At 69.4% G+C, this 12,788-nt stretch carries 12 protein-coding genes; all 12 read right to left on the reverse strand.

Annotated features, from left to right (window positions below; genetic code table 11):
• Nucleotides 1–435: 435 nt before the first annotated feature.
• The 12 genes from D107_RS0108270 to ntrB all read right to left on the reverse strand — a co-directional run bounded on the left by D107_RS0108270 (nt 436) and on the right by ntrB (nt 12,774).
• The gene (locus D107_RS0108270; RefSeq protein ID WP_018877994.1) at nt 436–714 is read right to left on the reverse strand and encodes a HigA family addiction module antitoxin; all 279 of its coding nucleotides are present in this window, start codon (nt 712–714) and stop codon (nt 436–438) included.
• A gap of 19 nt (nt 715–733) precedes the next feature.
• A complete protein-coding gene (locus tag D107_RS0108275) occupies nt 734–1,012 on the reverse strand; it encodes a type II toxin-antitoxin system RelE/ParE family toxin (protein ID WP_018877995.1) in 279 nt (92 codons plus the stop codon).
• 74 nt (nt 1,013–1,086) lie between these two features.
• A complete protein-coding gene (locus D107_RS0108280; protein WP_012982192.1) occupies nt 1,087–1,362 on the reverse strand; it encodes a cupin domain-containing protein in 276 nt (91 codons plus the stop codon).
• A 31-nt stretch (nt 1,363–1,393) separates the two neighbouring features.
• Nucleotides 1,394–2,047, reverse strand: coding sequence for a DUF6064 family protein (locus D107_RS0108285; protein WP_018876956.1), 654 nt, complete (start codon nt 2,045–2,047; stop codon nt 1,394–1,396).
• Nucleotides 2,048–2,149: 102 nt separating this feature from the next.
• On the reverse strand, nt 2,150–3,091 hold the full coding sequence (locus tag D107_RS0108290) for an aldo/keto reductase (RefSeq protein WP_026280357.1): 942 nt from the start codon (nt 3,089–3,091) through the stop codon (nt 2,150–2,152).
• Nucleotides 3,092–3,149: 58 nt separating this feature from the next.
• Nucleotides 3,150–4,001, reverse strand: a complete 852-nt coding sequence (locus D107_RS0108295) for a uroporphyrinogen-III synthase (protein ID WP_018881230.1) — start codon at nt 3,999–4,001, stop codon at nt 3,150–3,152.
• Nucleotides 3,998–5,470 carry a siroheme synthase CysG gene (gene cysG / locus D107_RS0108300; RefSeq protein ID WP_018881231.1) on the reverse strand — a complete coding sequence of 491 codons (1,473 nt, stop codon included), beginning with the start codon at nt 5,468–5,470 and terminating at the stop codon, nt 3,998–4,000. The genes D107_RS0108295 and cysG overlap by 4 nt, the downstream gene beginning before the upstream one ends.
• Before the next feature lie 2 nt (nt 5,471–5,472).
• Nucleotides 5,473–8,163 carry a nitrate reductase gene (locus tag D107_RS0108305; RefSeq protein WP_018881232.1) on the reverse strand — a complete coding sequence of 897 codons (2,691 nt, stop codon included), beginning with the start codon at nt 8,161–8,163 and terminating at the stop codon, nt 5,473–5,475.
• 1 nt (nt 8,164) lies between these two features.
• Nucleotides 8,165–8,536 (reverse strand): nitrite reductase small subunit NirD, encoded by a 372-nt coding sequence (gene nirD, locus D107_RS0108310; protein WP_018881233.1) that lies wholly within the window; start codon nt 8,534–8,536, stop codon nt 8,165–8,167.
• Complete coding sequence (gene nirB / locus D107_RS0108315) at nt 8,533–11,013, reverse strand: nitrite reductase large subunit NirB (protein WP_018881234.1); 2,481 nt, start codon at nt 11,011–11,013, stop codon at nt 8,533–8,535. Before nirB ends, nirD begins: the two co-directional genes overlap by 4 nt.
• Nucleotides 11,013–11,813 (reverse strand): ABC transporter ATP-binding protein, encoded by an 801-nt coding sequence (locus tag D107_RS0108320; RefSeq protein ID WP_018876963.1) that lies wholly within the window; start codon nt 11,811–11,813, stop codon nt 11,013–11,015. The genes nirB and D107_RS0108320 overlap by 1 nt, the downstream gene beginning before the upstream one ends.
• A gap of 25 nt (nt 11,814–11,838) precedes the next feature.
• A complete protein-coding gene (ntrB, locus tag D107_RS0108325) occupies nt 11,839–12,774 on the reverse strand; it encodes a nitrate ABC transporter permease (RefSeq protein ID WP_018881235.1) in 936 nt (311 codons plus the stop codon).
• Between the last annotated feature and the right edge of the window lie 14 nt (nt 12,775–12,788).

The raw sequence follows: 12,788 nt of genomic DNA on the forward strand, positions 1-12,788 counted from the left end.
GCGCGCACGCGCGCTCCCACAAAAACTGCGGGAAGGGCGTGAGCGAAATCCTTTTCCTTCCTGATTGGCGCCGAGCGTCAGCCGTACCGGCGACAGCCCGGCGCAGGAAGCCCAAGCTCGGGGGACTACTCCCAGGCCCTGTTCCTCGATGGAGCAACCCCGGCCACCGCACTCCCCCCCCCCCTCGTCATCCCGGCCGCAGCGCAGCGAAGAGCCGGGATCTCCCACGTCGGGACACCCCCAACCGCGGAGATCCCGGATAACCGCTACGCGGTTTCCGGGATGACGAAGCCCGGGGATCGTGGACCCGAAGGTGCGTGTCGCTGCGCGCAACCGCACCCTGTGCTGGCGGTTGCTGCCAGCCCGGGCGCGAACCGACGCTTCGACTGGCTGAACTTCTTGCCCAATGCGGCTGACCGCAAGGGCCCGCCACAATCAGGCGGCCGCGAAGCGCCGGATGTGGTTCTCGTCGCGGGATTCGGCCCGCGCCAGATCGAAGTTCGTCTGCATGGCGAGCCAGTGGCGCGCCTCGCCGATGCCACCGCTCTCGAGGCGCACGGCAAAGTCCGGCGAGATCGCGGCATGTTCGTTCAGGACGCGCGAGACCGCGTTGCGGGACATCCCCAGATGCTGCGCAAACTCGGTCACCGAAAGGCCCAGCCCGGGCAGCACACGCCGGCGCAGGATCCGCCCTGGGTGGGGCGGGTTCCGCATCGCCGCGTGTTCCTGAGGCTCAATGGTAGTCTTCATAATCCACCTGATCCGCATCGTTTCCACTGAACGTGAAGGTGACAACCCAGTTGCCATTCACATGCACCGAGAAAAAGCCCGCGCGATCCCCACGTAGCGGATGAAAATCCAATCCCGGCAGATCCAGCTGTCCGGGATGGGTCGCCGCATCCAGCAGCGCGAGAATATCTTCCAGGTCTTCCACATGGTCCGCCGGCAACCCACGGCGGTCGCCCTTCACGTAAAGCCGTTTGAGCCCCTTGTGACGAATCTTCCTGATCATCGGCCTTCCTTGGCACACGACTAAAATGTAATCTGTAACGTTACAGTGGTCAACTCAATCCACTGACACGAGCCTCAGCCGAAGCGGTAGTGCTTGCGGATGTCGCGGTGTATCTCCCAGGTGCAGCCCATACCCTCGGGGAAGGTCACCAGATCGCCCTCGCCCACGGTGACGGGCTCGCCTCCATCATCCGGCGTCACCGTCACCTGGCCTTCCAGGATGTAGCAGACCTCGCGCTCGTCGTAGTGCCAGGGGAAGGTCGAAACCTCCTTCTCCCACACCGGCCAGTCGAACACCCCCAGACGCTCCAGATGGTCCTGCTCCGGCCGATGGATCACTTCGATGGACATGACGGTCTCCTTGTCGGAATCAGCCGTCATCTTAACGAGCCCGATCACCCGAACGCAGCCAGCGCACCAGCAGCAACCCGAAGGTGAGCACACCCAGCGCGGCCGGCAGGTATTCCAGCCAGAGGCCCAGCTCCCAGGCGATGAATCCGGTGACCAGCGCCCACAGGAGCGGGATGATGGCCAGCACCAGCGGGGGCCGCGGGCGGGCGAGCAGCAGGAGCCCGAGCGTCAGCAGCATGGTCGGACCGGGCGCGACGCCGACGTACTGCAACTGGGCCCAGGGTGCACCGGTCAGCGCGAGATCGAGCAATGGATAGCCGGCCAGCGCGGAGACGATCATCAAGACCGCGCCGCTGCCCGCCAGCCCGCCGGGCCAGCCGAAGCGGGCCTGGCCCATCAGGGTCAGCGCGAACAGCAGCATCAGGCCCTGGGCGACGAAGACCCCGGCCAGCCATTCAGAGGCGAAGTGGAAGGGTGCGAGCGAGCCGCCGAAGAAGACCACTCCGGTCCAGATCCACAGCACGCCCAGCATCAGGCCCAAGACACGGGCCGCCCCGCGCCAGCCCGTGAACGCGAGCGCGACGGCCACCAGCGCGAGCAGGGCACCGACCGCGTGCAGCGGCCAGATGGCGGTGTTGTACTGGCCCAGGATGGCCAGCCAGGTGGCGCTATCGAACGGCAGCATCTATCTACCCCGTATCCATGGGTTGAAAGTCATTACTGTAGGAGGCCAGCCCTCTGGCCGATTCGGAGTGCGACTAGACTCGTCGGCCAGAGGGCTGGCCTCCTACAGGTCGCCGACGTAGGCAACCATGCGGCTGCGCATATCGGCATCCGGAAGCGGGCCGTACAGCGCGCCCATGTTCTCCTCCATGTGCGCCACGACCGAGGTCGCCGGGATCGCGCAGGTCACGTCCGGATGCGAGACGATGAACTTGAGCAGGAACTGCGGCCAGTTCGCGCATTCGATCTCCGCCGCCCAGTCCGGCAGAGGATGACCCTCGAACTGATTGATCAGCGCCTTGCGCCGGAACGGCCGGTTGGCGATCACCGCCACCCCGTGTTCGCGCGCCAGCGGCAGCAGACGCTGCTCCGCCTCGCGGTCGAGGATGTTGTAGGTCAGCTGCACGAAGTCCAGATCCTCGCGCCGCAGGATACGCTCCAGCTCGTCGTGGCGGCGTCCGTGCGAGGTGGTCACGCCAATGTAGCGCAGCTCCCCCGCCTCGCGACGCTCCCGCAGCGTCTCCAGGTGGGCCTCCCAGTTCTGCAGGTTGTGCACCTGCTGCAGGTCGAGCGTATCGACGCCCCACAGTTCCCGGGATTTCGCGTGCTGCTCGCGCCCGGTAGCGGTGCTGCGCGTCCAGACCTTGGTGGCCGCGAAGGCACCTTCCGGATGCCCCAGCTCGCGCAGACCGTGCCCCACCACCGCCTCGGCGCGGCCGTACATCGGGGAGGAGTCGATCATTCCGCCGCCGCGACGGATGAAGGTGTCGAGGATGCGCGTGCGCACCGCCAGCGCATCCGGGTCCTCCGGCACGTTGAAGGTGATCCAGGTCCCCATGCCGATCACCGGGATCTTCTCCCCGGTGGACGGAATCACCTTACGCTGCGGTTCACGGTCTTCGGAGGCACCCGCGACGACCGGCCAGCCCGCCCCGACCACCAGGGCAGAGCCGGCCATCCAGCGCAGGAAGGATCGGCGCGAACGCCGTGTGGACGTTGGTTTCATGGCCCGGATCAACGCAGGGGGTTCAATTCGTGGGCCATTCGCCCGGGCCACAAGTTCCCTACGCAGCCGCCCGCAGATGCCGGGTAAGCGCCGAGACCAGCGGCTTCATGAAGTAACGGCCGTCGGGGACCACCGCGGGGGAAATGCCGTGGGTGCGCAGTTCCTCGGCCACCACCGGGCCAATCGCGGCGACCACGGTTCCCTCCAGCGCCGCCCGCAACGCATCGTGACGATCATCGGCCCGGGCAACCGCCAGCAGGCGCCGCACCTGGGCCTGGCTGGTGAAGGCGATCGCATCGACCTCCCCCGCGATCAGGGCCTCGATCAGCCCGGTCACGCACCCGGTCTCGGCGGCGTCCGCATAGCGGTAGGGCCAGACCGGGAAGACCTCGGCGCCCGCCTGCTCCAGGAACTCGAGCAGGCGGCGGTTGGGTTCAGCGCCGTAGAGCTGCACCCCGATACGCTGTCCGGCCAGATCCTGCCCAGAAAGGGTCTCGATGATGCCTTCGGTCGTCGGCGCGGCCGCGACCGCATCCGGCCGCACGCCGAAGGGCTTCATCGCCCGTCCGGGCTTGGGGCCGCGCACCAGGGTCGGCGTCCGCGCCACGGCGGCCAGCCAGGCGTCCTCGCGCCCGGCACGCCGGGCAAAACCGGTCAGGCGGGTGAAGCCCTCGCCGGTCAGGAAGATCAGGCGGTCGAACGGCGCCTCGATCGCCCGGTGCAGCCAGGCCTCGATCGCCGTGCGGTCGGGGCTGTCGTGGATCGCGATCAGCGGGCAGCGCCAGACCTCGGCCCCGCGCCGCTCCAGCAGACCGGCGAAGACCTCCAGCGCCCGGCTCTCCGGCAAGGCCACCCGGCGACCCGCGAGGGCGCCGGCCGCCGCCTCCGGCAGGACGGATGCGGCCGTCACGCCGCACTCACCGCCGCAGTGCGCGGCCCCGACCCCGACATTGGCACCGGCATCGGCTGTGGAAACATCGTGGCGGCCCCGTCATCCGGCTGGAACCAGGCCAGACGCGCGTGGCAGGCCACCACCTCGCCGATCACGATCAGGCTGGGCGAACCCACCTGCTCGCGCTCGGCACGCGCGGCCAGGGTATCCAGCGTGCCGCTGACCACGCGCTGGCGGGCGGTGGTGCCGTTCTCGATGATCGCCGCCGGGGTCTGTCCGGCGCGGCCGGCACCCTTCAGCCCCCGGCAGATCTCGCCCACCCCCTTGCGGCCCATATAAAACACCAGGGTCTCGCGGGTACTGGTCAGCTGCGACCAGTCCACATCCAGCCGCCCTTCGCGGGTATGGCCGGTGATGAACCGCACCGACTGGGCATGGTCGCGGTGGGTCAGCGGTATGCCCGCATAGGCGGCGCAGCCGCTGGCCGCGGTAATGCCGGGGACGACCTGGTAGGCCACGCCGTCGCGCGCCAGCACGTCCAGCTCCTCGCCGCCCCGGCCGAACACGAACGGGTCGCCGCCCTTCAGCCGCGCCACGCGCTTGCCCTCGCGCGCCAGCCGGGAGAGCAGCGCGCTGATCTCCTCCTGCGGCACGCAGTGGTGGTCGCGCTCCTTGCCGACATAGAAACGCTCGGCCTCGCGCCGCGCCAGGTTCACCACCTCGGAGGACACCAGGCGGTCGTAGACGACCACATCCGCCTGCTGCAGCAGGCGCAGCGCGCGAAAGGTCAGCAGGTCGGGATCGCCCGGCCCGGCGCCGATCAGGTAGACCTCGCCCGGCGTACTAGCCGCGGCGTCCGCCAGGTCCTGTTCCAGGCGCGCCTCGGCCGCGTCCATGCGCCCGGCCAGGGCCAGCTCGGTGGCCGGCCCGGCAAAGGCCCGCTCCCAGAAGGCGCGGCGGGCGTTCACATGGTCGAAACGGGCGCGCACCCGGTCGCGTAGCCGCCCGGCGAGATCGGCCAGCCGGCCATAGCCGGCCGGGATCAGGCTCTCGATCTTCGCGCGCAGCAGGCGCACCAGCACCGGGGCGCGGCCACCCGAGCCGATCGCGATGGTCAGCGGCCCGCGCTCCACAATCGCCGGCAGGATGAAGCTGCAAAGCTCGGGCTGGTCGGCCACGTTCACCGGGATCGAGCGCGCGACGCAGTCCTCCGAGACCTGGCGGTTGACCGCCGCATCGTCGGTGGCAGCAATCACGATCGCCACACGATCCAGGCATTCGGTGTCATAGACCCCCGGATCGCGTCTGATCGACCCCGTTTTCTCGCGCAGCAGGCGCTCGGCGGCCTCGCTGTACTCGGGGGAGCGCAGGCGCACTCGCGCCCCGGCCTCCAGCAGCAACGCGGCCTTGCGCGTGGCCACCGGCCCGGCCCCGACCACCAGGGCCTCGCGGCCGTGCAACTGCATATAAATCGGCAGGTGTTCCATGCTTATCCCTCCCGCGCCACGGGGTTCGTGGGCACCTCGGCTTCTTCATTCAACAGGGTCTGGATCTCGGGTCGGCAGGAGCCACAGTTGGTCCCCGCCTCGAGGGACGCACCCACGGCCTCGCAGGTGGCCAGCCCCTGCTCGCGGATCGCGGCTCGGATTCGCGTCTCGTCCACGCCGAAGCAGGCACACACCATGCGCCCGCGCGCGACCTGCCCGTTCGGCGGTCGCCCGGTCAGGAGCGCCATGCGCTCGGTATCGCTGATGGTCTCGGCCGCGAACAGGCCCGCCAGCCACTCGCGCTCGGGCAGGCCCCGGTCGGGACCCGCGAACAGCACGCAGGCGAGCCGGCCCTCGTGGATCCGCGCGGCGCGGTAGCGGCCCCCGGCGGGATCGGCGAACTCCAGCCATTCCCCCGGCCCGTCCAGGCGTTCGCGCCACGCATCCATCGTGGGCGGTGCGCCCCGCCCGGCCAGTTCGATGCGCAGGTGCCGGGGACCACGGGCGGTGACCGCATAGTCGGCTGCGGGCGCAGCGACCGGCTCGCGGCTCAGCACGAAGCCGTGCCAGTCCAGCGCCGCCGGGCACACGGCCACAGCCGTGTGCTTGAACGCCGGCTGACCGGAGACCGGGTCGACATGCGCGGGCACCAGCGCATCGACCCGGGCGAGCCGCGCGATCGGCCGGCTCCAGTGCATGGGCACGAACACGCTGCCCGGGCGCTGCTCGCGGCTCACCTGTACCCGCGCCAGCAGGCGTCCGTGGCGACTGGTCACCTCGGCGAGATCGCCGGCCTGGACCCGGAACAGCCCGGCATCCACCGGATGGATCTCGACGAACGGCTCCGGCTGATGCGCACTCAAGCGCGGGGTGCATCCCGTACGGGTCATGCTGTGCCACTGGTCGCGGATGCGGCCGGTGTTCAGGCGCAGCGGATAGTCGGCAGCGACGGGGTCGGTCGGGGCCTGCGGAGTCACGGCCGCGAGCCGCGCCCGGCCATTGGCGGTAAAGAAACGGCCATCGGCATAGAGGTGTTCGGCACCGGTCCGGCTCCCCGCCGGCAGCGGCCACTGCACCGGCTCCAGGGCCTCGTACTCGGCGTCGGACAGCCCGGCCAGGGCGCCGATATCGAAGTCGCGCGTGCCGTGGTTCTCGAAGGCGGACAGCGCCGCATGCTCGCGGAATATTTCGCCCGGGCGGGTGTAGGGAAAGGCGTCGGCGAAACCCAGCCGCTGCGCGACCCGGGCCAGCGCCCACCAGTCGTGGCGGGCCTCGCCCGGGGGCGCCCGGAACGGGCGCTGGCGCGAGATGCGGCGCTCGGAGTTGGTTACCGTGCCGTCCTTCTCGCCCCAGGTGGTCGCCGGCAGCAGGACGTCGGCTACCCGCGTGGTCTCGGTCTCGCGCACGCAGTCGGAGACCACGACCAGCGGGCATGCGGCCAGGGCCTGCTCGAAGCGCGCGGCCTCGGGCAGGCTGAACAGCGGATTGGTGCCGATGATCCAGACCGCCTTCACCTGCCCCGACTCGACCGCGCGGAACAGGTCCAGCGCCTTCAGGCCCGGCTGGCGGGCGAGGTTCGATGCGCCCCAGAAGCGCCCGACCCGGTCCAGGGCCGCGTCGTCGAAGCCCATGTGTGCGGCCAGCTGGCTGGCCAGTCCGCCGACCTCGCGCCCGCCCATTGCGTTCGGCTGGCCGGTCAGCGAGAACGGGCCCATGCCCGGGCGCCCGATGCGGCCAGTGGCCAGGTGCACATTGAGGATCGTCCCGGCCTTGTCCACGCCGCTGTCGGACTGGTTGATGCCCTGGCAGAAGGCGGTCACGGTGCGCTCGGTACGGGCAAACCACTGGAAGAACGTCGCCACGGCCTCCGGCTCCAGCTCGCAGGCCTCGGCGGTCGCGGCGACCGACGGGCTGGAGGCTCGCGCGGCCGCCAGGGCGTCGGCGAAGCCATCGACATGGCGCTCCAGGAAGCCGGGGTCCAGCGCATCCTCCCGGCGCAGGTGGTCCAGCAGGCCGTTGAACAGCCAGGCATCCGAGCCCGGCGCCAGCGGCAGGTGCAGGTCGGCCGCCTGGGCGGTGGCCGTGCGCCGCGGGTCGATCACCACCAGCTTCATCTCCGGGCGCGCCGCGCGGGCGGCCTGCAGGCGCTGGAACAGGACCGGGTGGGCCCAGGCCATGTTGGAGCCCGTCACCACGACCAGATCGGCCTGTTCGAGGTCGGTATAGCTCCCCGGCACGCCATCCACCCCGAAGGCGCGGGTATGGGCGGCCACGGCCGTGGACATGCAGAGCCGGGAGTTGGTATCGATATTGGCCGAGCCGATGAAGCCCTTCATCAGCTTGTTGGCGACGTAGTAGTCCTCGGTCAGGATCTGCCCGGAGACGTACAGGGCGACCGCATCCGGCCCGTGCGCCGCGATCGTCTCGCGAAAGCCGTCCGCCACATGATCCAGCGCGGTCTCCCAGTCGACACGCCGCCCGCCGATCTCCGGGTGCAGCAGCCGGCCCTCGTCGCCTAGGGTCTCGGCCAGTGCCGCGCCCTTGGAGCACAGGCGCCCGGCATTCGCCGGATGGGCGGGGTCGCCGCGCACCGCGACCGGAAACTCGCCGCCCGGCGTCGCGGTCACCTCCACGCCGCAACCCACCCCGCAATAGGGACAGGTGGTGCGGGTCGCCGGCTCAGCCGTGGCCATCTCAGCCCGCCTCGCGGCAGGCGGACGGCACCGCCGCGGAATCGTCGGCGGCGTTGGCCGTGGCGCCGGAGAGGTCCAGCCACACCTGACCGTCGCTCACCCGGATCGGGAAGGCATGGGTGCAGCCACTGTCCGCCCCGGTGGCCTCGCCGGACTGCAGGTCGATCACCCAGTTGTGCAGCGGGCAGGTCACGCGCTCGCCGTGGACGATGCCCTGCGACAGCGGCCCGCCCTTGTGCGGGCACTGGTCGCGCAGGGCAAACACGCGGTCATCCGCGGTGCGGAACACGGCGATGTCGCCGTTCGGGCCCGCCACCACGCGCGCACCCAGCGGCGGGATGTCCTCGAGCGGACAGATCGCGAGCCAGCTCATGCCGACACCCCCTGGCGCGGGGCCGCGTCCACCGGCGTGATCGGGATGAACTCGTGCGCCGCATGCCCGGCGGCCCGCTCGGCCCAGGGGTCCACCTGCGCCACCTCCTGCGACTCCAGGAAGCGGGCGTACAGCGCGGCGCGGTTCTCGGCGTCGTCCACCAGGCGTTCCTTCACGCGGGTCAGCCCGACGCGCTCGATCCACGGGGCGGTGCGCTCCAGGTAGCGCGCGTCTTCGCGATAGAACTGCATGAAGGCCCCTGCGTATTCGAGCACCTCGGTCTCGGTTTCCACCTTGCAGAGGAAGTCGGTGGCGCGGACCTTCACCCCGCCGTTGCCGCCCACGTGCAGCTCGTAGCCCGAGTCCACGCAGACCACGCCCAGGTCCTTGATCGTCGCCTCGGCGCAGTTACGCGGACAGCCGGAGACCGCCATCTTGAACTTGTGCGGGGTCCAGGAGCCCCAGGTCATCCGTTCCAGCTGGATGCCGAGCCCGGTCGAGTCCTGGGTGCCGAAGCGGCACCACTCGGAACCGACACAGGTCTTCACCGTGCGCAGGGCCTTGCCGTAGGCATGGCCGGAGACAAACCCGGCGGCGCCGAGATCGCGCCACATCGCCGGCAGGTCGACCTTCTTGACCCCCAACAGGTCGATGCGCTGGCCACCGGTGAACTTGACCGTGGGCACCTGGTAGCGCTCGGCCACCTCGGCGATCGCGCGCAGCTCGGCCGGCGTGGTCACTCCGCCCCAGATGCGCGGCACGACGGAATAGGTGCCGTCCTTCTGGATGTTGCCGTGGGCACGCTCGTTGATGAAGCGCGACTGGGCGTCGTCCTGGTAGTCCTTCGGCCAGGCCGCCAGCAGGTAGTAGTTGAGCGCCGGGCGGCAGACATGGCAGCCGTTCGGGGTCTTCCAGTCGAGGGCCTCGAACACCGCGTCCATGGTCTTCAGCCCGTCGCGGCTGATCGCCGCGCGCACCTCGTCGTGGCTGTAGTCGGTGCAGGCGCAGACCGGCTTTTTCGCCGGGGCGTCGGAGTAGTCGCCGCCCAGCGTGGTGGCGAGCACGGACTCCACCAGCCCGGTGCAGGAGCCACAGGAGTTCGACGCCTTGGTGTGGGCGCGCACGTCCTCCAGCGTGAACAGCTTGTGCTCGCTGATTGCCTGGACGATCTCGCCCTTGCACACGCCGTTGCAGCCGCAGATCTCGGCCTCGTCGGGCATCGCCGCGACCCGCGAGGCCTCGTCGCCGTGGCCGGAGTCACCGATATGCGCCTGGCCGAACAGCAGGTTCTCGCGGATGTCGGCCACCGGCGTGGCATCGCGCATCAGCTGGAAGTACCAGGAGCCGTCCAGGGTATCGCCGTACAGCACCGCCCCCTGGATCCGGTTGTCCTTCAGCACCAGGCGCTTGTAGACGCCGCGCGCGGCATCCTTGAACACCAGGTCCTCGGTGGTCTCGTCGCCGGTGAAGTCGCCGGCAGAGAACAGGTCGATCCCGGTCACCTTCAGCTTGGTGGAGGTCATCGAGCCCTCGTAACGCCCGATGCCGTACTCGGCCAGGTGGTTGGCGCAGACCTTCGCCTGCTCCCACAGGGGCGCGACCAGGCCGTAGGTGGCGCCGCGGTGCTGCACGCACTCGCCGACCGCATAGATCGACGGGTCATAGGTCTGCATGGTGTCGTTCACCACCACGCCGCGCTCGCAGTGCAGCCCGGCGGACTCGGCCAGCGCGGTGTTCGGGCGGATGCCGACCGCCATCACCACCAGATCGGCATCGACCTCGCTGCCGTCGGTGAAGCGCACGCCGGTGACGCGGTCCTCGCCCAGGATCGTCTCGGTCTGGTGCGCCATGCGAAAACGCATGCCGCGCTGCTCCAGCGAGCCGCGCAGCATCCCGGCGGCCTCGGCATCCAACTGGCGCTCCATCAGGTGATCCATCAGGTGCACCACGGTGACCTCCATGCCCTGGCGCATCAGACCGTTGGCGGCCTCCAGGCCTAGCAGGCCACCGCCGATCACCACCGCATGCCGGTGTGCGCGACTGGCCGCGAGCATCGCGTCCACGTCGTGGATATCGCGGAAGGCGACCACGCCCTCGAGTTCGTGCCCCGGCACCGGGATCATCACCGGGTCGGAGCCGGTCGCCAGCAGCAGGCGGTCATAGGGCGCCTCGGTGCCGTCCTCGGCGATCACCCGCCGGTTTACGCGGTCGATCCGCTCAATGCGCTTGCCCTTGTGCAGGGTGATGCCGCGTTCGGCATACCAGGCATCGTCGTTCAGCATGATCTCGTCGACGGTCTTCTCCGAGGCCAGTACCGGCGAGAGCATGATGCGGTTGTAGTTGCCCCAGGGCTCGGCACCGAACACGGTGATGTCGTACATGTCCGGCTTGAGCTTCAAAAGCTCCTCGACCGTGCGCATCCCGGCCATGCCGTTGCCGATCAGGACCAGCCGCGGCTTGTCGTTCGCGGTATCCATCACGCGGCCTCCGACTCGGGGTTCTTGTGGCGCTCGTGGAGAAAGCGCAGCACCTCGGCCCGGTAGTGGTTGTAATCGGCGTTGTCGGCCATCGCCAGGCGCTCGCGCGGCTTCGGCAGGTCGATCTCCAGAATCTCGCCGATGGTCGCCGCCGGGCCGTTGGTCATCATCACGATGCGGTTGGACAGCAACACCGCCTCGTCCACGTCGTGAGTGACCATCAGCACGGTATTGCCCAGCTCCGACTGGATGCGCATCACCTCGTCCTGCAGGTGCGCCCGGGTCAGCGCGTCAAGCGCGCCGAAGGGTTCGTCCATCAGCAGGACCTTCGGCTCCATCGCCAGCGCCCGGGCGATGCCCACGCGCTGCTTCATGCCGCCGGAGATCTCGTCCGGGCGCTTGTCCAGCGCGTGGCTCATGCCGACCATATCCAGCGTCTGCAGGATCCACTCGCGGCGTTCGGCGGCGGACTTGGTGCCCTTGAAGGTCTTGTCCACCGCCAGCGCCACGTTGTCGCGCACGGTCAGCCAGGGCAGCAGGGAGTGGTTCTGGAACACGACACTGCGATCCGGACCCGGCTTGCTGACCTCCTTGCCATCCAGGATCACCGCGCCGGTGCTGGTCTCCAGCAGCCCGGCGACGATGTTGAGCACCGTCGACTTGCCGCAGCCGGAGTGGCCGATGATGGAGATGAACTCGCCGCGGTCCACGTGCAGGTCGACGTCGCGCAGCACCTCGCTGGCCGTCGGGCCTTCGCCAAAGGTCTTGTGGACGTGTTCGATGGAGAGATAGCTGGTCATGATGATTCTCCTGTGAGGGGCCGGATCAGCCGGCCTGCGTGCCGCGGGTGACCCATTTGCCGACGATCGCGACCAGACGGTCGAGGAAGAACCCGACCAGGCCGACGTAGACCAGGGCCAGCACGATGTCGCTGAGCATGGAGGCGTTCCAGGCATCCCAGATAAAGAAGCCGATGCCGACCCCGCCGATCAGCATCTCGGCGGCGACGATCGCCAGCCAGGCGAGGCCGATGCCGATGCGCAGACCGGAGAAGACATACGGCGCGGCGGCCGGGAGCATGATCTTGGTGAAGTACTCAAGACCGTTCAGGCGCAGCACGCGGGCCACGTTCACGTAGTCCTGCGAGATGTTCCGGATGCCGACCGAGGTGTTGATGATGATCGGCCAGATCGCGGTGATGAAGATCACGAAGATGGCCGACGGGTTGCTGGCCTGGAACGCGGCCAGGGAGATCGGCAGCCAGGCCAGCGGCGGTACAGTGCGCAGTACCTGGAACAGCGGGTCCAGCCCGCGCATCGCCCAGGTGGACTGGCCGACCAGCACGCCGAGACCGATCCCGGCCACCACCGCCAGGGCATAGCCGTAGGCCACACGTTCCAGGCTGGCAAGCAGCTGCCAGGCCATGCCCACGTCGTTGCCGCCGTAGTCATAGAACGGATTGACGATCAGTTCCCAGGTGTCGGAGATCACCTGACTCGGGCCGGGCAGTACGGCTCCCTGGGAGGACGTCATCATTTCCCACAGAAACAAAAAAATCGCGGTCACGATCACCGGGGGCAGCACCACGGTGGCCGCGTGGCGCATACGCCGGCCCCAGAGCCCGGGGTCGGGCGGCGGGGCACCGCCGGAACGGGCCGACGGCGGGGCCGAGCGGGCCACCGGGGCCGTGGAGGTCTCCGCGGCCGCCGGACGTTCGCGCCCGGCGCCGAAGGTCATGTTGCGATCGAGAATGGCACTCATCATCGAATCCTCTT

The organism is Thioalkalivibrio sp. ALE30 (genome assembly GCF_000377465.1).
Lineage (GTDB): Bacteria > Pseudomonadota > Gammaproteobacteria > Ectothiorhodospirales > Ectothiorhodospiraceae > Thioalkalivibrio.

Coding starts and splice junctions, on each gene's coding strand:
- nirD (WP_018881233.1), bottom strand. CDS start 8,536: ATGAGCTGGCTCGCGATCTGTCCGCTCGAGGACATCCCGCCGCTGGGT.
- D107_RS0108280 (WP_012982192.1), bottom strand. CDS start 1,362: ATGTCCATCGAAGTGATCCATCGGCCGGAGCAGGACCATCTGGAGCGT.
- ntrB (WP_018881235.1), bottom strand. CDS start 12,774: ATGAGTGCCATTCTCGATCGCAACATGACCTTCGGCGCCGGGCGCGAA.
- D107_RS0108275 (WP_018877995.1), bottom strand. CDS start 1,012: ATGATCAGGAAGATTCGTCACAAGGGGCTCAAACGGCTTTACGTGAAG.
- nirB (WP_018881234.1), bottom strand. CDS start 11,013: ATGGATACCGCGAACGACAAGCCGCGGCTGGTCCTGATCGGCAACGGC.
- D107_RS0108285 (WP_018876956.1), bottom strand. CDS start 2,047: ATGCTGCCGTTCGATAGCGCCACCTGGCTGGCCATCCTGGGCCAGTAC.
- D107_RS0108305 (WP_018881232.1), bottom strand. CDS start 8,163: ATGGCCACGGCTGAGCCGGCGACCCGCACCACCTGTCCCTATTGCGGG.
- D107_RS0108320 (WP_018876963.1), bottom strand. CDS start 11,813: ATGACCAGCTATCTCTCCATCGAACACGTCCACAAGACCTTTGGCGAA.
- cysG (WP_018881231.1), bottom strand. CDS start 5,470: ATGGAACACCTGCCGATTTATATGCAGTTGCACGGCCGCGAGGCCCTG.
- D107_RS0108270 (WP_018877994.1), bottom strand. CDS start 714: ATGCGGAACCCGCCCCACCCAGGGCGGATCCTGCGCCGGCGTGTGCTG.
- D107_RS0108290 (WP_026280357.1), bottom strand. CDS start 3,091: ATGAAACCAACGTCCACACGGCGTTCGCGCCGATCCTTCCTGCGCTGG.